This is a genomic window from Agrobacterium sp. 22-221-1 (genome assembly GCF_053522445.1).
In genome coordinates this window covers 63,461-85,296 of sequence record NZ_JBNWCL010000010.1, presented here as the reverse complement: position 1 = coordinate 85,296, position 21,836 = coordinate 63,461, and the positions used below count along the sequence as shown (strand labels likewise).

General features: G+C 59.3%; 17 protein-coding genes. 3 read left to right on the top strand and 14 right to left on the bottom strand.

All coding sequences use genetic code 11. The features are described 5' to 3' along the window. Nucleotides 1–33: 33 nt before the first annotated feature. The 9 genes from ACQZ5N_RS16495 to ACQZ5N_RS16455 all read right to left on the bottom strand — a co-directional run bounded on the left by ACQZ5N_RS16495 (nucleotide 34) and on the right by ACQZ5N_RS16455 (nucleotide 9,630). Nucleotides 34–1,188 (bottom strand): MFS transporter, encoded by a 1,155-nt coding sequence (locus tag ACQZ5N_RS16495; protein ID WP_448733509.1) that lies wholly within the window; start codon nucleotides 1,186–1,188, stop codon nucleotides 34–36. Further along, a complete protein-coding gene (locus ACQZ5N_RS16490; protein ID WP_448733508.1) occupies nucleotides 1,166–2,722 on the bottom strand; it encodes a bifunctional 3-(3-hydroxy-phenyl)propionate/3-hydroxycinnamic acid hydroxylase in 1,557 nt (518 codons plus the stop codon). Before ACQZ5N_RS16490 ends, ACQZ5N_RS16495 begins: the two co-directional genes overlap by 23 nt. Nucleotides 2,723–2,781: 59 nt before the next feature. Then, nucleotides 2,782–3,681 carry a VOC family protein gene (locus ACQZ5N_RS16485; protein WP_448733507.1) on the bottom strand — a complete coding sequence of 300 codons (900 nt, stop codon included), beginning with the start codon at nucleotides 3,679–3,681 and terminating at the stop codon, nucleotides 2,782–2,784. Nucleotides 3,682–3,876: 195 nt separating this feature from the next. Next, entirely contained in the window at nucleotides 3,877–4,479 is a 603-nt protein-coding gene (gstA, locus tag ACQZ5N_RS16480) for a glutathione transferase GstA (protein WP_448733506.1), read from the bottom strand. Beyond that, the gene (locus ACQZ5N_RS16475) at nucleotides 4,476–4,922 is read right to left on the bottom strand and encodes a nuclear transport factor 2 family protein (RefSeq protein WP_448733505.1); all 447 of its coding nucleotides are present in this window, start codon (nucleotides 4,920–4,922) and stop codon (nucleotides 4,476–4,478) included. The genes gstA and ACQZ5N_RS16475 overlap by 4 nt, the downstream gene beginning before the upstream one ends. Nucleotides 4,923–4,954: 32 nt before the next feature. Beyond that, nucleotides 4,955–6,367, bottom strand: a complete 1,413-nt coding sequence (locus ACQZ5N_RS16470; protein ID WP_448733504.1) for a carbohydrate porin — start codon at nucleotides 6,365–6,367, stop codon at nucleotides 4,955–4,957. Continuing rightward, nucleotides 6,364–7,686, bottom strand: coding sequence for an MFS transporter (locus ACQZ5N_RS16465; protein WP_448733503.1), 1,323 nt, complete (start codon nucleotides 7,684–7,686; stop codon nucleotides 6,364–6,366). Before ACQZ5N_RS16465 ends, ACQZ5N_RS16470 begins: the two co-directional genes overlap by 4 nt. Nucleotides 7,687–7,741: 55 nt before the next feature. Continuing rightward, entirely contained in the window at nucleotides 7,742–9,034 is a 1,293-nt protein-coding gene (locus ACQZ5N_RS16460; RefSeq protein WP_448733502.1) for an acyl-CoA dehydrogenase family protein, read from the bottom strand. 47 nt (nucleotides 9,035–9,081) lie between these two features. After that, the gene (locus ACQZ5N_RS16455; protein ID WP_448733501.1) at nucleotides 9,082–9,630 is read right to left on the bottom strand and encodes a flavin reductase family protein; all 549 of its coding nucleotides are present in this window, start codon (nucleotides 9,628–9,630) and stop codon (nucleotides 9,082–9,084) included. Between the two features lie 158 nt (nucleotides 9,631–9,788). Between ACQZ5N_RS16455 and ACQZ5N_RS16450 the strand changes: the two genes are divergently transcribed. Continuing rightward, nucleotides 9,789–10,316 carry a MarR family winged helix-turn-helix transcriptional regulator gene (locus ACQZ5N_RS16450; RefSeq protein WP_448733500.1) on the top strand — a complete coding sequence of 176 codons (528 nt, stop codon included), beginning with the start codon at nucleotides 9,789–9,791 and terminating at the stop codon, nucleotides 10,314–10,316. A 31-nt stretch (nucleotides 10,317–10,347) separates the two neighbouring features. On the opposite strand, the gene ACQZ5N_RS16445 is transcribed toward ACQZ5N_RS16450, so the two are convergent. The 4 genes from ACQZ5N_RS16445 to ACQZ5N_RS16430 all read right to left on the bottom strand — a co-directional run bounded on the left by ACQZ5N_RS16445 (nucleotide 10,348) and on the right by ACQZ5N_RS16430 (nucleotide 17,442). Next, nucleotides 10,348–11,616 (bottom strand): patatin-like phospholipase family protein, encoded by a 1,269-nt coding sequence (locus tag ACQZ5N_RS16445; protein WP_448733499.1) that lies wholly within the window; start codon nucleotides 11,614–11,616, stop codon nucleotides 10,348–10,350. A 245-nt stretch (nucleotides 11,617–11,861) separates the two neighbouring features. Then, on the bottom strand, nucleotides 11,862–14,924 hold the full coding sequence (locus ACQZ5N_RS16440; protein WP_448733498.1) for an efflux RND transporter permease subunit: 3,063 nt from the start codon (nucleotides 14,922–14,924) through the stop codon (nucleotides 11,862–11,864). Further along, nucleotides 14,921–15,994 (bottom strand): efflux RND transporter periplasmic adaptor subunit, encoded by a 1,074-nt coding sequence (locus tag ACQZ5N_RS16435; RefSeq protein WP_448733497.1) that lies wholly within the window; start codon nucleotides 15,992–15,994, stop codon nucleotides 14,921–14,923. Before ACQZ5N_RS16435 ends, ACQZ5N_RS16440 begins: the two co-directional genes overlap by 4 nt. Then, on the bottom strand, nucleotides 15,994–17,442 hold the full coding sequence (locus tag ACQZ5N_RS16430; RefSeq protein ID WP_448733496.1) for an efflux transporter outer membrane subunit: 1,449 nt from the start codon (nucleotides 17,440–17,442) through the stop codon (nucleotides 15,994–15,996). The genes ACQZ5N_RS16435 and ACQZ5N_RS16430 overlap by 1 nt, the downstream gene beginning before the upstream one ends. 147 nt (nucleotides 17,443–17,589) lie before the next feature. Here ACQZ5N_RS16430 and ACQZ5N_RS16425 point away from each other — a divergent pair, with 147 nt between their 5' ends. Together ACQZ5N_RS16425 and ACQZ5N_RS16420 are read left to right on the top strand one after the other, a co-directional pair. Then, nucleotides 17,590–18,279: a response regulator gene (locus ACQZ5N_RS16425; protein ID WP_448733495.1), complete on the top strand. Its 690-nt coding sequence runs from the start codon at nucleotides 17,590–17,592 to the stop codon at nucleotides 18,277–18,279. Continuing rightward, nucleotides 18,279–19,562: a HAMP domain-containing sensor histidine kinase gene (locus ACQZ5N_RS16420; RefSeq protein WP_448733573.1), complete on the top strand. Its 1,284-nt coding sequence runs from the start codon at nucleotides 18,279–18,281 to the stop codon at nucleotides 19,560–19,562. The genes ACQZ5N_RS16425 and ACQZ5N_RS16420 overlap by 1 nt, the downstream gene beginning before the upstream one ends. 508 nt (nucleotides 19,563–20,070) lie before the next feature. On the opposite strand, the gene ACQZ5N_RS16415 is transcribed toward ACQZ5N_RS16420, so the two are convergent. Next, complete coding sequence (locus ACQZ5N_RS16415; protein WP_448733494.1) at nucleotides 20,071–21,753, bottom strand: carboxylesterase family protein; 1,683 nt, start codon at nucleotides 21,751–21,753, stop codon at nucleotides 20,071–20,073. Nucleotides 21,754–21,836: the final 83 nt, after the last annotated feature.

Genomic DNA, 21,836 nt, shown 5'->3' with positions numbered 1-21,836 from the left:
TCATCTCCTTGAAAGTGTTTGAGCAGCAGATCGTCACGTCGTGCTGGCCTGTCGGACCGGACGCGCGAACTGATTGGCCCGCGCAAATAGCGTCACCGTCACGCAGGCGACCATGACCGCCGTCAGGCCGATGGCGTGGTAGCCGATGACGTCCGACAGGACGCCGCCCAAGAGCGGTGCGATGGCCGAGCCCGACATCGTCATCGCCGGCGTCGCGGCCGCGGCCCGCGAGGAGGGATCAGCCTGCGCTAGGAAGCCAAACAGGAATGTATGCGTGAAGATCATGACCGCAGCGAAGAAGAGCGACGGCAGCGCATAGAGCAGGAAATCACTCGAGCCGGTAATGAGGACGGAAAGGAGAGCCTGTAGGATCGCCCCCGCGATGCCAACCTTCAGCGGCGCTAGCCGCTCCTGGAGTACGGCTGCGACCAAGGCGGGGAACATGTTGACGACCCCGATCGAGAGGAGGATCATCTGAACCGCGTCCTCACCATAGCCCCTCACCACGCCGATCCTTTCCACATAGGAAAAAGTCAGCGCCTGCACGAAGTTCATCAGCATCACCCCAAAGGTAACCAGCCAGACGATCGCGGGAATGCGACCGGTCACATGGTCATGCGTATCCGTCTCTGCCTGCTGCCTGGGAAAGAAAGCCAATGTGACGAGCGCTACCGCTCCCATGATCGCGGCGAGAATCACAAAGAACATGGCAGGACCACTTGAGGCGACAACCGCAGGTGCCGTCCCGAGAAACACCAGCGCGAACACACCAAAGCCGGCCGAGCCGAGAGCGAACATCCGCAAAGGATTAGCCGTCCGACCCATGGTCCCATGCGTCGTCGACAGCGCGGTTCCCGTGGCCATGCCGGCAAGCGCATGCGCGACGAGGAAGCTACCGAAAGTCGGCGGAAGCTGCGACATCGCAAAAAGGCAGATGGCGCTGGCGCCATAGCCGACTGGTGCCAACACATGGCCGGGTACTTTGTGAAACACACGCGCCACCACAAGGCTGGCAAGCACGACGCCGAACAGGAATGCGGTGACCAAACCACCGGCCTGCGTGTTTCCGAACCCGAAACCGGCTGAGAGAGTGCCCACCCAGACAGGCAGAGCGGCAAGATCGATCATCCCGGCGATGTGACCAAATACCAGTGCGACGGTGGCGCTATACGACTTCGTTGAGAACATGCGTTCTTCCCCCCATCGTACCTTCAAAGACCTCAAGCAATGCATCGATCTCATCAGTATTGGCAGCGGAGCCGAAGGCGTAAAAATCCGGCCGGGCGAGATAGGCGACGGCATCACGGCTTTCAAGCCAATGCGATAGCCGCCCGTTGATGTCGCGCCAGCCGGCTTGGCCAAGCACGACTTGTCGAATGCCGAGTCTCCCCAATCGCGCTTCATCGACCGCAACGCGCGTTACCAGCACGAAATTCCGGCCAATCAGATCGTCAAGGCGAACGGGACTACCGTCCCGCACCAGATCATCATGTGGGAGAAATTCACCGGCGGCGCCGATCGGCTTGCCGTCAGCGTCTCGGGCTATGATTCCATCAGACAACGGCGGGAAAACCGGCGGTGGCGGCAGGTTTCCGGCAAAAAAGGCCTCATCCCTGCGGCGCGCCGCTTCCAGATCGGGCACGCAGATCACCTGTCCCATCGCCATGGAGATTCTGATGACCGCGTCCACATGCGGAGAACGCTCAGCCTCGTAACTGTCGAGCAGGTTTTCTGGGGCGGAGCCGTCGAGAACCCGGTTGAGCTTCCAACCGAGATTCCACACATCGCGCAGCCCAGCGCACATGCCCTGCCCCATAAATGGTGGCATGAGATGGGCGGCATCACCGGCAATCAGCATCCGGCCCTTCCGCCAACCGCGGGCAAGAAGCGAGCGGAAGCGATAGTTCGCGCTACGGATGAGCTCACCGTCTTGTGGCGAGAGCCACGGGGACAAAAGTTCCCACACCTTTTCGGCGCCGCACATTTGCGCGGGAGTTTCATCGGCGCGCAACATGAATTCCCAGCGTCTGTTGCGCACGCCACTGGGCACGATCGTCGTTGGTCGCGCCGGGTTGCACCACTGGGCAGCGGCGGGGATTGAGAGCTTGTCCAGATCGTTTGGCCGGACATCGACGACCAGCCACGCTTCGTCGAAGCCATGATCCATGACCGGTGCATCCATCAGCCGACGGACAAAGCTGTTGGCTCCGTCGCAGCCGACCAGATAACGTCCGGTGAGCGATCTTGTTTCTGAATGATCGATGGTCAGGCTTTGCGCGTCGAAGCGGGCCAGCTCAACCTTAATGTGATCACCTATGTCACGGGCTGCGACGGCTTCCATGCCGAGACAATAGGAGATCCCGTCGCGACGGCGGAGATCCTCATGAAGGATCTGCTCAAGTTCCGGCTGATTGAAGGTATATCCGGTTGAGCCGCCGGAAATAGATTCCCGGGTCTCGTCGATGTCGATCAGGACTTTCCAATCGGCATTGTACCAGACGTAATGACCCATCCCTCGGGAAATGGTGGCGACCTCGCTGGATATGCCGAGAGCATGGAACATACGCTTTATCTCGTGGTCGTATCCAATCGCCCGCGGCAGCGGATAGGCCTCCGGCCAGCGTTCCACCACCGCCACCGTGTGCCCATCGTCGATAAGCTGCCGGGCAAGCACCTTTCCCGCAGGTCCATAACCGACAATGATTACATCGTATTCTGTCATGAATTTTCCTCCCTTCGACCGGCCGTGACCGCCCGGCGACTGCTCCGGATGCCGGACGATCAGAAGTCTGGATCGAATGCGATGCCTGGCCGCAGGAAGCCCGGTGTGGGAGGCGTGCCCCACAGATTGAGCCAGCGGCCGGCCAGACCTTCGGAAATGTCCCAGGTGCGTGGCTCGTAGGTTGCGTCATTATCGATGCGGTCCAGCTCAATCGAATTTTCGACCAGGCAGCCATGCGGGTCGGCGTAGTAGGTGAAGATGTTGCCGCCGGCGCCGTGCCGCCCCGGGCCCCAGACCAGTGCCCTGTCCTTAAGGGTGAGATTGTCGGCGATTGCCGCCAGGTCCTCGAGCGAGTGGAGATCGAAGGCGTAATGGTGAAGACCGCTCTCCCCCGGCCCCATGGCTATGGTGTGGTGAAACCCGTCCTCGGCTCGGTACCAACGCAGGCCATCTTCCCCGGTCTGGTCCGACAGCTTCATGCCAAGCACCTTCTCGCAAAACTCGCCAAAGGCCTGGGTATCCGGCGCAAATGAGTTGATATGTTCGATGCGGCGGGGCCGCGCTCCGGGCGTCGAGTAATTGTAGCGGCGTGGCTGATTGCGGGCGATCGGCGTGTGGACCTCAAAGATCGTGCCTCCCGGCGCGACGAGGCGCACGGCCTTGTCGTAATGTTTGCCGAGCGGCCTGTCGCCGAGCACGGTGAGGCCATCGGACAGTGCTCTCCGCTTGACCTCGTCGACCGCGTCGGCGCTCACGGCCTCCAGCCCGCAGGCCACTGCCTTGCCGTCCCCTTTGACGTAGGTCACTTCGTGGTGGCGGTCGTTGCTAGAGAGATAAACCCTGTCACCTTCCTGCTCGGTGATGCGAAGACCGACAACGTCACAAAGGTCCTTCGCAGCGCCGACAGGATCGGGCGAAGAGATGACCACATGTCCCATCTGTCGAATTAGGTATGTCATTCCGGTTCCTTCTCTTGAATGAATGAATTTTTTCCCGTGGTGCTTCTTCGCGTTCGAGTCCGCAAAACAACCCTCCCCCGCACCCTGTTATGCGGAGACCACAACCTTGTCGGCGATGTTCGGAACACGCCGGTTCGGCTTGCATGTAGCCGGGTCGCGAGCCTCGCGGCTCGCCGCTCGAAATTGTGTCGGGCCTCAGGTCGCCGTGTTCAGTACCTTTCTGACGGAGGGACGCTCGCCGATGCGCTTCAAATACGCGACGATTGCCGGCCAGGCCGAGAGATCGAGTTCGGCTCTCTTCGCCCAGCCCAGCACCACAAACGCGTAGGCGTCGGCGATCGTGAACGCTTCCCCGGCCAGATACGGGCTACTGGCGAGACGAGTGTCGATGACACCGAAAACCCGGGGCAGGAAGGTCGCTTTCGTCAAGTCGCGATATTCCACCGGCGTGTTGGGCCGATTGAGCGGCGAGAAGGTCTTGTGCAACTCGGTTGCGATGTAGTTCGTCCATTCGAGCACACGATAGCGGTTGAAATCGCCCGGTGGCGGCAAAAGCCCGGAAGCCGGTGCCTGGTCGGCGACATACTGCATGATCACCGCGCCTTCGGTAAGGACCTCGCCGCTGTTGAGAACGAGCGCCGGAACCTGTCCTTTGGGATTGACGTCCAGATAGCTCATTCCGTCCCGAAGGTTCTTAGTCTGCAGATCGACGTCCACGAGATCGACCGGAATGGCTACCTCCTCCAGAACGATCCGTGATGCGGTCGAGCAGGCTCCGGGGACTTGGTAAAGCTTCATATGTTGGTACTCCCAATCGAGGTTGTTGTGCGTGGTTCAATGCTTGGGGGGGCAATCTTGTTCACACTGCTCCAGTGCTCGGAAAGCCTATCGCCACGAACGCGGAAGGCATCGAAAATGAAATAATCGTAGGTTTTGCCGCTGCCGTCCGGTTCCGGTTGAGGCAAAAAGGCAGCGACAACAACCATGTCTCCTTCGGCGACGACGAATGCCGGAGGAATAAGCATCTCGGCGGGCTCTGGCACCGGCCCATTCGGGAAAATCGCCCTCACGAAACCTTCGAGCCCAGACAGACCGCTAGGTATATGGTCGCAGTGCTGGCGGTAGTCCTCAGTCACGAAGTCCTTCACAGCATCAGGGTTCTGACCATCGAAGACCCGACGATAGAATTCCCGAACCAGATGCTTGTTGCGTTCCAGCTGTTCTTTGTTTTCATGTTCCATGACATTGTCCTTTGTGGTCCGTAACGACGTCCTCACGGCCGGCGCAACGGGGAGAGTCCGAGGCCGCCGCTGATGTCGAAGGCAAGGGTGGCATAGAAGACAAAGCCGTCTTTCTGTCGGCCGGAGGAATAATCTGCGAGCACAGACGTGTTGGGGTTGACGATATAGGCGGCTCCGAGATCAAGAACACCGTGCTCGAAGAGTCCAACGCTTCCATGGACGTCGAACATGAACGTATCCCGCGGCTGCTTCTCGTCGATGCCGGAAAAGAACAGCCGCGCATTCCTCTCGTATTCCGCGCGCTTTTCGCTGAGCCCGATGTAATGGATCGACGCGCCAATCGTGGCGACGGGATTTTCTGCCCAGAAGCCCGAATATTCGATCCCCGCATAGGCCTCCCAAGGATAGGCCTGACCATCGCCGAAGGTGTGAAACAATCCGCCATACAGGGCGATGTTCTCAGGAACGGGCCCAGCGCCCGGTGCGCTCCAGACGACTTTACGGACCTGTCCGTAGACGCCGGTCGTGCCTTCGTGTTCAACGATGGTGGGTGCCGGCCCGAAGGTCGGGTTGCCCCAGCCAGAATTGTAGAGAGCATCCTCATAACGCGTCGAGCGATAGTAGGCGCCAACCTCAAATTTCAATGGGTTCGGATTATCGAAAAACGACTCCTTGTGCGTGAGGTTCGCGATCGCAATTACGCCCGCGGCATCACCCTTGCCCCAGTCCCAGCCATTTCCCTCCTGCCAGTTGTCTGGATTGTCCTCAACGATCCCGAAGCCGACCGCGGTATGGGGGGTGAAATGATAGGCTGCGCGTGCACCCCAAACGGAAAGCGCTTCCCCCGGCATATTGAGAGTTGTTGCCAGTGTCGAATTCAGACATCCGAGTCCCCCGCAAAAGCCCCGTGTCATAAAGTCTTGCCCGAGTCCCATTCTGCCTGCCTCGAGCTGAAGCCGGTCATCGAGGAAATCGGCTTCGACAGTCAGGCGCGTCAGATCAGTCCGTGAATCCACAACGGGCACTGGAAAAAATGCGTTCGACAGATCGAATAGATAATTGTCAGTGTTGTACGATGGGTAGTTGATTGTCTCGACCCATTTGATCCTCAGGTCAGGCGTCAGGTTACCCGTGGCCCCGAAGACGAACATTCCATAATTTGCTGAGGATCCTCCCTCGAAGCCAAAGGATGGTGCGTTCTGGTAGATGTTCACATAATCGAGGTGAATATCGATTCCACTGTCGTGGAGCCATTTGCCGGCGTCCGACAATGGTCCGACGAATACGGGTTCCTGGGCGCTGCCGATCGGATTAACTGGCGGGACCGCGATGGCAAGACCATCGTCGTCTGCACAAGCAACAGCTGCAGTCATAAGAACAATCGAGGCGGCATAACCAAGTCGAATGCGCATTCTCCCCTCCCACATGTCGATAAATTCTCTCATCGGCCTGCTCCCCCGGCACGATCTCCCTCAATGCTCATCGGCCTGGGCGGCGAAGCCAGTAGCACCGCGAGCGCGCCAACGACGCAAAGGCCGATAATGATGTTGAACATCAGCGCATAAGATCCGGTCCGGTCAAAAATCGCTCCGGCGCCAGCCGCTCCCGATGCCGCGCATAACGTGGAAACCGGCATCATCGAACCGAACATCGACGGGAAGGATTCTCGCCCGAAGTAGTTTCCCAGAAGTGCCATGATGCAGACCTGCGAAGCGCCGTAACCGATCCCCGCAGGCACGGCGTAAAGCAGTATCCCAGCAAAGCCCTCCGGATGGCTCAGCAGAAAGAAGCCAAGGGTGACGAGCGCCATGCTGGCTGCAGCGATGATTGCCGGTGACATGCGGTCCCCCAGAAAACCAGCCGTCATATTGCCGATGAAGGAGGCGACGATCGTGATGGCCATGGCCATAGCCGCGTCCGCCGACGAATAGCCGATGTCCTGGAGATGGACCACGCCGTGCGCCATCAGGAAAACCCAAGCCACGCCGGCGACGCTCATGTACGCGAGGATGAGCCAGTATGCTCTGCTTCTGACCGCGTCTTTCAAGGTCCAGTGGATCTGGCTCTTGAAAACAGCGGTTTCCCCCCTCGTCTCAACGATCGTCGGGTTCTCAGCTACAAGCCGCTCAACATCGCGCTCGATCAAGGCGAACCGGGCGGTAAGGAAGGCGACGGCGGCGAGGCCTGCGATCACCCACCAGCCGAGGCGCCAGTTATTGTCCGAAACCGCCAGAAGGCGGTCAAGGGCCGGCGGCGACAGAAACCCGCCAAACTCGATGGCCGAAAGCACGACCGAAACTGCCAGGGCACGACGAACGTGAAACCACCGCGCAATTGCCGCCTGAGCAGGCAACATCCCCGCAACGCACACGCCGGTCCCGACCACCACTCCGAACGCGATGACGTACTGCCAGCCGGTATTGACGACCGCCGCCATAGCGACGGAACCGACAAGCAGGACGGAACAGCCGAACGTGACCGTGCGCTGATACCCAAATTTTTGCATCAAGATCGCCACGACCGGACCCTGGAAGCCCATCATCATGACGAAGACACCGAATCCCAAACCGAAGATTGAACGATCGAGATCGAGATCTGCGATCATCTGGGCATTGATGACGGAGATGCCGGCGCTAGGCACCGCCACCACCAAGAGCACTACCAGCCAAAGCGCGCCGAGAACCCTCCAGGCGTCCGCGCTGTATTCAAATCCGCGCGCCGCCGCCGGCCTGCCGACCGCGTGCGCTCTCACTCCCTGTTCCAAACTCACTCCTCCCGAGTTGCTGCTTGCGCGGCCTCCTACCGCACAAGCGCTGAATTTATGCGGCCGATGCGGGTGGCGACCGGTCTGGCAGACCGCCCGCGAACATCGGGAATGGTTCAATCCCCATAACCTGCCTCCCGAAAATTTCTGCTGTCGGGTCGAGACGAACGGCACCATGCAGCAGAGCGACGCGCACATCCCGAGCAAATCGCTGCACTGGATTGTTCTCGCTCGCGGTCGCCGACCCGATACTGATTTGAAGCATGCTGAGGACGGCATCGAGGGAGTTCGTCGCGTAGACGGACTCCATCATCATTGCCTGCTCCTGGCCGTTGGTGATTTCGATGCCTTCGAGTGCGTGGCGATCGAGAATGTCAGCGCTGCGGTGGGCAACCGCCTCCGCCATCTTGATCATGGCGTAGGCCTTGGCCGCGCAGACCTGCGTCGAGGCCATTTCCGCAACTTTTGCATAAGGCAAATTGAAGGGTTGCTGCTTCTTGGCCATCTCGACGTAGCACTCGAATGCGCCCCGGGCCATCCCAAGCACAATCGCCATGTGAGTGAGGTTGGTGAGAAGCATGAGACCGCGCGCATCGAATTTGCTGGCGAGGCCGCTGTAGCGGCGGCGCGTTTCGTCCATCCTTATCGGGAAATCACCCATGTCCATGAAGCGTCGATCGGGAACGAATTGCTCTTCTTCTACCGTGAGACTGTTCGATGAGGTCGCTTTCATTCCCATCACATGCCAGTTGTCGACGATCTCTACCTGATCAGCTTGAAGGATGGCCATTGCACGGCTCATTTCCCCCGGGGCACGCTCGTAATCAACGCCAACTGCAATCCATTTTGCATGCTTGCAGCCGCTGCCGAAGTGCCATGATCCACTGAGCATCCAGCCCCCGTCGACGCGGCGGGCAGAGCCAACCTTGGTCGCGAAGATTGAGGCTCCCGCGGCAAGCGGTCCGACCCAATTCTGCCCTTCGTCGAAGATCTCGCGGACCGCATCGTCCGGAAAGGAGATAATATTGCGCAGGCCACCCGCCACGAACACCATCCAGCCCGCGGCACCATCGCCGCGACCGATTTCGCTGACAATCTCGACCACATCACGCGCTCCGAGTGCATAACCCCCGAAATTCGTCGGTAGCGTGAGACGAAATGCCCCGATATCGTTAAGCGCTTGAAGGCTTTCGCGGCTCAAGGCGCCTAGCTTCTCACCCTCCAACGCATTCTTGCGCAACAGGGGAACGAGTTTAGCGGCTTTTTCCCGAACGCCGCGTCCGATCTCACTGGAGTAAGGCGATTCAAGCAGGTTCGTGGCCGACTCCTTAAACAGCTTCAAGTTCATGTCCACTCTATAATTCCTTGTTTCTTGGTGCTGATGCCGCCCTGTGTTCACCGGGCGGCAAAGGGTACGCATGAATGAAAGTCTCGGCGAAACCACGCCACCGGCGCGCTGACTTCATCATTGGTCGAGGTGGCAAGAATCCTGCCGATCAGGAGTTGGTGATCTCCGCTAATATGCGTACTGTCCAAGGAGCACTCGATGGACGCATCGAACCCAGGAAGGATCGGAACTCCGTAGTGAGATAGTGTGCAGACCAACCCTTTGAATTTGTCATGCCCGTCGGATGCAAACCGGAGGGCGAGCTCGCGGTTGGACTCAGAAACGATGTGAGCAGCAAATTTCCTCGAGTGCAAAATCGCCTGAAGCGTCTTTGACTTTTGCGCGAGGCCGAAGACGACCAAAGGTGGATCAAATGATAGCGAACTGAAGGAGCTGACAGTCGCGCCCATGAGTTGATCTTCGGCAATACTTGTGACGATCACCACTCCGGACGGGAGACGACCAAAGACGTCCTTCAACTCGTTCCGGCTCGGGTACGCTTGTACCTGTGGCGAACAAGGAAGTGGCGGCGCAGCACTAACAGCATTAAATTTCATCGATACCTCCCATATCATTTAGAGGTATCTTAGATCTAAAATATATTGTGTCAAGGGTCCTGGATGATTAGTGATGAACGCGGCTACGCGTGGACCCCTTTGCGCATCATGCCTGGCTTTGGTAAGTAGTGGCTAAGCCCATGGGATTGGATTTCAACATGTTAGACAGCAGCGACCGCCTTGTATCTCAGACCCAAAAGGTGTTCGATGAACTCGTTCGACAGTGGGAGATTGATTTTCCCGGTGAAGACAGCTCTCCGATAGCGATAGCAATGAGAATACGGCACCTTTATCAGTTGGATCAGGAATCTCTTCAGGCAATTCTCACGCCTTTTGGTCTCGGAGTGGGTGATATCGATGTCCTGACCCACCTTGCTCAACGTCCAGAGGGTCGCCCGATTCGACCGAGTGATCTTGCTGAGCTCTGCATGGTGACGACAGGCGCCATCACGGGGCGGTTAACGAAACTGGAGCAGCGAAAGTACCTTAAGCGGGTACCGCATCCTTCAGACAAGCGAACGATCTACGTTGAAATCACGAAGGCAGGTCGGGAGCTTTTGAGCAGGACGAGAGAAGAAGTTGCAAGGTCATCTCATCTGCTCCAGGGCATTCGTGTTCTCGACATCTCAGAGCGGCGCGATCTGGTTGCAACCTTGACAAAGTTGATTTCTCTTCTGCCTTCTTGACCAGACACCGCCTTTTGTCGGGACGCCCGGCTCAAAAGATCGGCGCGTTCTTCCATACCGTGCCGACCATCGCCTGATTGTAACCGTCCGCGTAAACAGCGCGCATATAGTCGGTATTGAAGGGATCGAGCATTGAATAGGGGATCTGTTTGTCGATCCATGCGATCCTCAATCCACTGCCGGTTCTTTGGCTATGGTTATAGAGGGCAAGCAAAGCCTGTTTGGTCTGAGATTTAACCATCGTTGCGTAGGACCGTCCGGCCACCGAGATCGTCGAATTCTTCGTCTCGGCGAACTCCGGCATAAGGGCGTTGTTCACGATCACGTAGATGTCTGGATTGCGCTTGTTAAGCGGCGCCTGTCTGCCCGGCGAGGCGAGCACAGCGTCGGGCAAGCCAAAGAACTGCATCGATGAGCCGCCGTCGGAATGCAGCTCCTCGATCTGCCTGGACCCGGATTTGGACTTGATTGTCACCGCTGGAAAGACGCCCGGTATGCTTGCGGAGGCGATCAGGACATCCCGAAAAAGCCCGAGCGCATCTGGCCGGCCGCTGTTTGCAATAGCGCCCATGTTCCAAACCACACCGCGCTGCGAATCGAGATTGGTCGTAAGAACGAACAGCCGTCGTCCCCGGCGGTGCTCCGCTGCAATCTCTTGCAGGATATCGCTCGTTATGTAGTCGGAGACCATCTGCCGCAAGCGCTCCCCCTTGAGGATGCTCGTTCCCAAAAGGCCGGTACCCATCCACCTCATATCCACGAGCTCTCTCGCCTGGCCACCAGTGTAAAGATCGGTGAGCGCCTTGTCGTATGCGGGACCGAGGAATGCATAAGGTGCTATCAGCGCACCTGTACTGACACCTGTGACAACATCGAATACTGGCCGTGTATGTTGATTGCTCCAGGCGGACAGAACGCCAACCGTAAATGCTCCTCCAGAACCTCCACCCGAAACGCAAAGAACGTTGAGGTTCTTGCCGGTCGTGCGGGGCAACCATTGTGTCTCGTCTCCAATGCTGCCCTCGGGAGCATCGGCATAAGCACGAATGTTATCGAAACCATCGACTTCGGCAACCGCCGCTTCGCTGGCCGAATAGACAGCCCGGGTTGTCGTCACGCAGCCGTACACTGGCATGCAGATAGTGATGACAAGGATAAAGGGAAGCACGCTGGTCCGTGGCTTGCTCATTCTTCGCGTAACTGAACGGGAAAGCGAGCCATCAACGCGTGCCAACTCGGCCAAAGCTGACAGCGTCAAACGCTTAAATGCAAACCATCTGAAGGCGAAACGTGGATCCATTCGGCATCCTTGCTGAAAACTACGATAGCACTCAATGATCCGTCCCGATGTATTCGGAATAGAAAACGCCGCTGCTTCCAGATCGGTCAGAGTGTCGATCCATCTCCTTTGATGGCGACAAAATTGTGGTCTCTGACGGTGGCGATCCGATCCAATTTGAGCGGTTCGAAGCAATGATCGTGCCTGGCCTAACGCAATTCATGCTCTTATCTCCCAGCGGGTTAGCCAGATTCTGCAGGCACAGGCTATGCCCTTTCCCTCTGCTTGCCGCGGAACGGCCGCTTGAGGAGGTCAAGGAAGTCGTCGACGAAGGTGAAGATGACCGGGATAACGAGCAGGCTAAGGAATGTGGAGGTCAGCAGCCCACCGATCACGACGATCGCCATGGGTTGGCGGAAGCTCGCATCGCCGCCAGTGAGGCTGAGTGCAACGGGCAGCATGCCGCATCCCATGGCGATGGTGGTCATGATGATGGGCCGCGCCCGCTTGTGACACGCGTCGACCAGGGCGTCGAACCGGGCCATGCCGCCGCGTCGTGCCATAATGGCGTATTCGACCAGCAGGATGGAGTTCTTCGTCACGACGCCCATCAGCATGAGCAGTCCGATCACCGCCGGCATGGAGAAACTCGTACCGGTGACGATGAGCGGCAGAAGTGCCCCACCGAGCGACAATGGCAATGCCATGAGGATGGTGAGGGGTTGCAGGAAATCGTGGAAGAGCAGCACCAGCACGGCGTAGATGCAGAACACACCAATCGCCATGGCAATGCCGAAGCTTTCAAACAATTCGGAACTGCGCTGCAGTTCGCCCTGTTCGACAAGGTGGACGCCCTGTGGAAGGTTCTTCAGCGCAGGCAGTTCCTGGGCTTCACGGTTGACGTCACCAAGGATCCGGCCGTTGAGTTCGACCGAGAGCGTGACGTTGCGCGATCGATCGATGCGATTGATCTCCGACGGGCTGCCGCCGATGCCAATCGCGGCGATGGAACCGAGATCTACGCTGTCGTTCGCGCCGCTGACGCGGAGATTGGCGATGTCGTCTAGCGTCGTTCGGTTGTCGGGATCGAGCCGCACGCGGATCGATACCTGCCGCTGTGGCAGATTGAGCTTTGCCATCGCCGAGGAGTAGTCGCCGTTGGTCGCCACGCGGACCGCCTCGGAAATCGTTTCCGACGTTACGCCAAGTGCTGCCGCTCGCGTGAAATCGGGGACGATCTGGATCTCCGGGGCCTGGAGTGAGGCACTGGAGGTAACGGCGCCGATGCCCTTAAGCGTGCGCAACTGCTCCTCCAGCGCGTTGCCTGCCTGATCGAGGGCATTGGAGTCGTCACTGGCAAGCGTGATCTCAAGCGTCGTTCCATTGCCGCCCGTTCCGACTTCCACCCTCACACCGGGCAACGCCGCGAGCGCCTGACGGATGTCATTTTCGATCTCGGACTGCTTGCGGTCACGATCGCCGATCGGTGTCAAATCAACGACAAGGGTTGCCGAGGTGACGTCATTTGTTGTTGAGGACTCCAGGCCGCCCCCCGAGGAGGCGCTGCCGACGGCTGCGAACACGTGGGTCACATCCGACAGTTTTGCGATGATGTCCGCGGCCTGGCGCGTCACAGCGTCTGTCTGCTCGATGGTGCTCCCCGGTTGCAGTGTGAGCGTTACCTTCGTCTGTGCGTCGTCGGAGGCCGGCAGGAATCCCGATTTGAGAAGAGGGATTGCCGATAATGAAAGTCCGAGGAAGACGCAGACACCGAGAACCGTGAGTTTCCGGTGGCGGAGGCAGGCTTTCATGACGGCCATATAGGTGCGCATGATGCGTCCGTCCTTCTTGTCAATCGGATGCGCCTTCATCATGTAGGCGGCCATCATTGGTGTCAGCAGGCGCGCGACTAGCAGCGAAGCCAGCACCGCGACGGCTGCGGTGACACCGAACTGGCGGAAGATGAGGCCGGGAATACCGCTCATGAAGGCGGTCGGCAGGAACACGGCGACGAGCGTAAAGGTCGTGGCGATGACAGCAAGGCCGATCTCGTCGGCGGCCTCCAGCGCCGCGTCCATCGGCGATTTTCCCATGTTGAGGTGGCGCGCGATGTTCTCGACTTCCACGATGGCGTCATCGACGAGGATGCCGACCACCAGGGAAAGGGCGAGAAGCGTCACGGTGTTCAGGCTGAAATCCGCGAAATACATCGCCAGAAAAGTCGGGATAACCGACAGGGGCAGCGCCACCGCGGACAAGAAGGTTGCTCGCCAGTCGCGCAGGAACAGCCAGACCACGACGACGGCGAGAATCGCGCCTTCGTAGAGCATGTGCATGGAGCCATCGTAGTTCTCGATGATCGGCCCGACCGTGCTGTAGGCCCCAACGATCTCCACATCGGGATTGGCGGCCGCGAACGTCTTCATCGCGGCCTGGATGCCGGCTGCGACGCCCGTGTCCGAAAAGCCGTTCGAGCGCTTGACCTGCACGCCGATCACCGGCTGCCCATCGAGATAGGCAAGCGACGAGCGGTCGGAGAAGCTGTCCGTCACGGTGCCAATTTCATCGAGACGCACCAATTCGCCGTTCGGCAGCGGGATCGCAAGGGCCTCAAGCTCCTCCACCGAGGCGACGGCGCCGAGAGTCCTTATCGTCTGCCTGCTACCACCGATCTCGCCGCGTCCGCCCGAACTGTCCGCCTGAACGGATTTGAGACGGGACGAAACCGTCGCGGCAGTAATTCCCAGCGATCCCATGATCTGAGGGTTCAAATCGACATGCACTTCGCGGTCGATCCCGCCAACTCGGCTTACCTCGCCCACACCGGATACGGAAAGCAGGGCCTTTGTCATGTCGTTGTCGACAAACCAGGAAAGTTCCGTCTCGTTGAGCCGGGTCGAGCTGACGGCGTAGGTGAGCAGCGGTGAACTTTGCACTGTGACCTTGGTGACGCTCGGCGACTCCATGTCGGCCGGCAGATCCGTCGTGCTGTCGACTGCGTTACGGACCTCGTTGAGGGCTTCCTCGCTGTCTTTTTCCAGTTCGAAGGAGACGCTGATCGACACGGACCCGTCCGTGATTGTCGTGGTGATATGGTCGAGCAGGCTAAGCGAGGCGAGATTGTCCTCGATCTTGCGGGCGACCTCGGTCTCCAGTTGCGTTGGAGCCGCGCCCTCAAGCGTCGCGGTAATCTTCACCGTTGGCAAGTCCATGTCTGGAAAGTTCTGGACGGCGAGCCGCTCGAAGGCAAGTAGACCGCCGACGGTCAGCAGAACGAAAAGCAGAATGGATGGAACGGGATTGCGGATCGACCATGCGGAGAAGTTCATTGTGCTTCTCCTTCAACCCGTACCAGCGCTTTATCCGAGAGGAAGGCGCCACCGGATTTCACGACTGAGGTTGATCGATCGATGCCGGACAGGACCTCCACCTCGCCACCATTGCGGCGTCCGGTCTCGACACGCACGCGAAAGGCGCGCCGATCCTTATCGACCGTAAAGACGTAGTTGATGCCGTCGCGGAATACGAGCGCCGTCTCAGGCACCGTGAGGGCACTCGTCGACTGCAGCTCGATCTGTCCGGTGACATAGATGCCGACAGGAGGATGATCTTCCGGTGGCAGCGTGACATAAATGATCGCGCGGCCCGTATCGGTGCTGACCGTCGGTCCGACCAGCCTTACCTTCCCCTCGATGCGCCTGCCGCCAGGGCCGGCAATCGCTGCAGCAAGGCCCTCCTTGATGTGAGGGTAATATCGGGCTGAGACCTCGGCTTGCCATTCCACGCGTTGCTGACGGACCAGCCGGAACAGCTCTGTTCCTGAGGAGACCACTGCGCCAAGCTGCGCGGAGCGGGAGGTGATCAGCCCGTCATCGATCGCGACGATCTTGGTCTGACTGACCTTGATCTTCTGGCTGTCCAGCGCGGCTTCGGCGGACTTGAGGCTCGCCTCGGCGGTCTGCTCGGCGATCAGGTATTCGGTGACCTTCTCGTCCGAAAGCGCGCCGCTGCCACGCACCTGCCGCGCGCGGTCGGCATTCGCCTTCGCTTTGGCGAGGTCTGCCTTGGCGGTCTCGACCGACGCCTCCTCTTTGCGCAAATCCGCAAGTACGGTTTCGTCCGCTAGCTGAACAAGCGGCTGACCCTTCGCGACCACCGAGCCGACATCGACGAGAACATCGGTGATGCGAAGCCCACTGATTTCCGATGCGATGATCGCCTCGTGCCATGGCTTGAGCCAGCCGCTCGCTGGCACGGTCTCGGCCCACTGGCGCTCAGACGGCTTCACGACGGCTACGGTGAGGGCCGCAGCTTCTTCTTGCTGCGCGAGTGAAGATTGACCGGAAAATGCAAGGCTTGCCCCCGCGAAGAGAGCAACAAAAAACGGGGCTGTTCGCATCAGAGAGAATTTCCTTGTGATTTCGTCTGGCGCTGTGCCGAGGTAACGCGATCGGCGTTCCAGCCTCCACCGAGCGCCTTGTAGAGGGCAATCCAGTAGCGCACCGCATCGCGCCGGATTTCGATGAGCGAAATCTCTGCCGATTGCGCAGAGCGCCGGGCTTCCTCCCGGTCGAGCAGGCTGACACCACCCGCCCGCCAGTTGGCATCAACCGAATTGAAATAGGTCCTGTAGTTGCGGGCCGCGCTGCCAGCGTCACCGATCCGTCTACGGGTGCTGTCGACCCGAACAAGCGCAGTCTCGATCTCGGCGACCGCGCTCAGCACGCCCGACTTGTAGTTGGCGACCGCCGTATCGTAATCGGCGATAGCGCTTGTGACGGCGGCGCGACGCGATCCACCGTCGAGAAGCGGAATCGTCAGCGCCGGACCGAAGGACCAGGGCAGCGATTCGCCCGTCAGGGTCGAACTGCTGATCGTGAGCGAGCCATCAAGACTTAGGCTCGGATAAAGATCGGCCTTCGCCGCCCCGACATCGGCGATGGAAGCGGCAAGCTCCAGTTCGAGCGCGCCGATGTCCGGACGCTGTCGCAACGCTTCTGCCGGCACGGCCGCGAGCTTGAAGTTCTTCGGCGTCGGAATGTCTGCCTTGCCCTCCGCCAGCAGTTGCCGGACCCGTGCCTCGTCAGTGCCGGTGACCTGGGCGAGCGATTTCACCAGTACCGCGCATTCGGCCTGTTGCGCCGTCAGCGTCGATGAGGATGAAGCAGCACTTGCCCGTGCTAATGCAAGGTCGGCGGTGGAGGTGAAGCCCGATGTCGCGGCGGTCTCCGTCGCCCGTATCGTTTCGCGCTGTGAGGCGAGTTCGACGCTGTAGGCGTTCTCGAGCTGCCGGCAGGCCCGGTACTGTACATAATAGTCGGCGACCTCGGCGGCGAGTGATACCCGGGCGTCGTGCCAGTTGGCGATCTGCTCTTGGACCCGGAGTTGAGCCGCTTCGCTCTTTTGCCGCGTCTTGCCGAACAGGTCGATCTCCCAGGAGGCATCAAGGCCGCCGCTCGATGTCGTCGAAGCGGCGACGCGGTTGGTGGCGTCGCCATCGGTGGCAGACCGCGCGACGGAGGCCGAGCCGTCCAAACCCGGAAACAGGCTCGACCGTGCGGAAGCCAGCGTCGCGCGCGCCTTGTCGATGTCGGCGGCGGCCGAGGCAAGGCTCGGATTCTCCTCCTGGGCGTAGCCAATGAGAGAAGTCAGCGACGGATCGTTGAAGGTTGACCACCACGACACGAGGCTGGATGTCTTGCCGCCATGCGGCACGGTCGCATGCCAGATACTTGCGATCTTGACGTCGGCTGGTTGAAGCTCCGCGAATGTCGCGCAACCGGACAGGAGCAGGCAGAGCGTGACCGCCAAAGGCGGATTGGATCTTTTTCTGAATGCAATTTTCATTGACCTGCCCGGACTAGCGAAGAATTTGCCTGTCCGTAGCGGATCTAACGTCAAGTGCGGTCAAGCCGGTGTTAAGATAGGTAAAATTCACTGTCCGACAGGGATTGTCCTGTATGGCTGCCCTCTGAACGAATGATAGGCTTCCGAATGGCAAAGGTTCTTCTTATCGACGACGACGACGATCTCACGACACTCCTCAAGGAGTATCTCTCCGAGGAAGGCTTCGAGGTCACGACCGCGCAGGACGGGCGCGCCGCGATCGTTCAGGCTGCATCAGGCACCGTCGACATCATCGTCCTCGACATCATGATGCCGCATATGAACGGCATCGATGTCCTGCAGCGCATCAGACGATCGAGTCCGGTGCCCGTCCTGATGCTGACGGCCAAGGGCGATGACGTCGACCGGATCGCCGGGCTCAATCTCGGGGCCGACGATTATGTACCAAAGCCGTGCTCACCCGGCGAGCTCGCGGCAAGGCTGAAGGCCATATTGCGCCGGGCCGGCTCCTCTGGCTCCGGCATCTCGCAAGAAGTGCTCCGGGCTGGCGAATTGGCCATGCATCCGGGAAACAGGACGGCGGAATGGCGTGGAAAGCGTCTGGAACTGACAGGCACTGAGTTTACCCTGCTCGAGGTGCTTGCCCGTAATGCCGGTCAGCTCGTCTCCAAGCAGGAAATATCGAAGCACGCCTTCGGACGCCCCCTGACGCCGTTTGACCGGCGGATCGACGTTCACCTGAGCAGCGTCCGCCAGAAGCTCGGCACCAGGGATGACGGCCAATCCTGGATACAATCGGTGCGGGGACAGGGCTATCAACTCCTGCAAGACCGATGATGCGTGGCCTGTTCTGGAAGTTCTTCACCATCACATGGTTGATGATGGCTGCATCAATCGCAGGTTTGTTTGCAATCAGCGCTCTGCTCGATGTCGGCCCGCTCTCTCAGGACATCGCCCGCCAGCAGCGGGTTTTCGCGCTTGACGTAGCGCAACAGTTGCTGGCGCTAGAAGGGGAGGAAGCTGCCAAATCGTTCGCGCGAGCCGCAAGGGCGGTGCCCCAGCCGGTCGACCTTTCCATATCCGACATCGGTCCGACGACTGCTTGCCCGGATGTCGGTACAACGAACATGCGCAACGTCGTTGTAGGTGACGCTTGCTACCGCGCGACGACCATCGCGCAGGAACCGGGGGTTATCGCGGAGACCTGGCCGAAGCTGGTGCCCTGGGCATCGGCCCTGATCGCAAGCGCGATCTCCGCCTTCTGGCTCGCTCGCTATCTCATTCGTCCTGTCGCCCATCTCCGTCACGGCCTGAGCGCCCTCGCTCATGGCCGGTTCGACGTCCGCATCGGTGACAAAATGGACGGTCGGAAGGACGAGGTAACGGCTCTGGCTCATGACTTCGATGCCAGTGCCGCGCGCCTGCAGGAACTTCAGGAGGTCCAACAGCGCCTGTTTCACGACGTGTCCCATGAACTGCGCTCGCCGCTGTCCCGCCTTCAGGCGGCCATTGGGGTGCTGCGGCAGAATCCGTCGAAGCTTGAGATAATGATGGACCGCATGGACCGTGAGATCGAGCGCATCGACGGGCTGGTTGGCGAGATCCTCACCCTCGCGCGATTGACCGCTGGCTCCGGTAGCAACGTCGTTCAAACTCTCGATCTGATGGATCTGCTGAACGGGATCATCGAAGACGCGGCTTTTGAGGGACAGGCGCGTGGGATTACTGTGTCCCATGACGGCTCCGCCACCTTCATCGCCGAGGTCAACGGGGAGCTGATCTATCGCGCCTTCGAGAATGTCATCCGCAACGCCCTGAAATATTCCCCCGACAACTCTCGCGTTTCCATTCGTTCGGAGATTATTCATGGAGCCCTTCGCGTGACGGTCACGGATGAAGGGCCAGGTGTGCCTGCGCCTCAAGTCGACTGGATATTCCAGCCGTTTGCGCGCGGAAGCGACACGGCTGCGCCAAACGGCTTTGGCCTGGGCCTCGCCATCACAAAGCACGCGGTCGAGCAGCATGGCGGCCGCGTTTCGGCATCGACAGCGGCCGGTGGCGGCCTGGCAGTGATGCTGGAGATTCCCAAGCCGGCCGCTCAAAAATTGGAACGGCGGTGAGATTGAAGCAAGGATGGAGACAGTCCGATCACGAAGTGGCCAGGCGATATCCAGCCACGTCATGATCCTGATATCGGTCTGGTGAGCTCGCTCGATGTTTATCGCGCGATAAGCTGATGAATCTTCCTGCACTGCGCGCTTAAGAATTGGCAGGGTTCAGCTGCGGACGGTCCGCTTGCTAGCGGATCCGTACGAGCGGACAAAAATCGCAGGTGTCGCTGAAACCGATCTCACTTCGTCGGCTGAGATCGTGCGGTGAGCTAATTTGCATCCGGATCGAAGACAGCCGACGAACGACCCGTTCGGACGTTCCGCGGGAAGGCTCTCGATCAGCGTGCGACCGTGCGCGATACCGGCCTTGTACCACACAAGAAGATGGCCCGCGCTTGGTCCCGATGCAACGAACTCGCGCCGTAGAATCGCCTGGCCCGTTCCAAGACGTTGCTGCTGATCGTGACATGGGTGAACATGCTTCTCTCCTATTCGCACTGGGTTCGTCGCCTCGGTATTATTTGCTGGCACCTCGAAGATCGGCTTCCGTGATGCCGATGCCTTGAAGAATCTTGCTGCGAAGGTAGGCATCCCGCGTGGGGTAGACCGTCGAAGTCCGCATTTCCGCCTGCCCCTCGTGGAAGCGCATGAACTGGCCGCCGGATTGAGCGGCCACCTGTCCCCAATGTGGAACATCATAGCCGTTCGGATCCCCTGTCTTGATGAAATTCGCAAGATAAGTCACCGCGATATCGCGCATTGAGAGGTCAGGATCGGTCCAGGGTAGCTGATTGTGGTTGTCCGGACGGAGGGAACCATTGAAGTACCAGTTGTCACCAGCGTGCCAGGCACGGCGAAAACCCTGATCCTTGCCTGGCGGCCAATGATCCCAATAATAGAGGTAGACATTGGCTTTGCTATGCGTCTTGGCAAACTCGGCTCCCACCCGAACATACTCGAACATAAAATCGTTGAGCATGCGTAGCGACAGACGATAGGCTTCCACCGGATCGTCCGTGGCATAGAGCGGGAAGACGTCTTCATCCACGTTCCCAGCCTGATGCGGGCGGATCGCCGTAAGCATCGCATGGTGCTGTTCCTCCTCGGTCATCTTCAAGTCGTTCGGCCGCAGGCTGGTGTATTCGTCGGCCGTCTGCCCGATCATGATGTCGAGCTCGTCGAAATCACCCGGCTGCAGCAAGTTCACCGAATCTTTGGTGAAGACGTAGTCGTCGATCGTATAGAACTGATTCGTTGCGACGGCGCCGGCCATGGCGCCGTAGAGTGTTTCCTTTCCTCCCTGCCATTTTTCGAGCCAGGTCTTCGTATCGATAGCGCGCAGATCCGCAAGCGTCATCTCCTTATCGAACAGCTTATTGATCGCCTCCTGGTTCTGCTTGGACTTCTTGGCGAAATCCACCACCTTTCCTGGCAGGAAGCCGGTGAAGCTGGACTGGATGAACGCTCGTTTGAAGAGCCCTTTCGCCAACGGCGTCCGAAGCAGCGCAACAGTATTTTCGCCGCCAGCCGATTGTCCGCCGATCGTAACCGTGGCCGGATCGCCACCAAAGGCCTTGATATTGTTCCGGATCCAATGGAGTGCATCGACAAGGTCGAGAACGCCGAAGTTGCCCTTTGGCCCATCCGGATTTTCTGTTGCCATTTCCGGCAGCGCCAGCCAGGCCGGCGCTCCGAGGCGATACTGAACTGAAACGACAACGACACCTTTCGCGGCCAACTCCGCGGCATAAAGATCCTTCATTGCACTCGAGCCCAGCCGGTTCGCACCGCCATGGATCAGCATGTAGACCGGCAGCCTTTCCTCAGTACTTTCGGCCGGTGTCCATATGGCAAGGTTCAGTCCATTGTCGCTGACGGGCGCGTCACTAAGCTCGTTGGGGTCCTGAAGCATCTGATTGCCCCACTTGTCTGCCAACAGGGTTCCCTCCCAGCCTTTCACAGGTGGTGCAGGTTTCCAGCGATTTTCCCCGCCGACATCACCGGCGAAAGGAATGCCCAGAAACTGCATCACACCTGACGTGTCGCTTGGAACACCTTGCACCTTGCCACCCGTAATCACGGCTTCCGTCAGGGGTATCGCCTGCGCAAATTCGGTAAAACCCTGCGCCCAAACGAAAGCAGCGGCCAGAAGGCCGATCGCGCCGCTTACACGCCATCTGCGCTTGGAATTCGTCTTCATGGTACTTTCCTCCCAGATTAGATCACGCGGCCGATCGGCATTCTGAATCCTAGCGGAAAGATTTTCCGTAAAGAGACGATCCA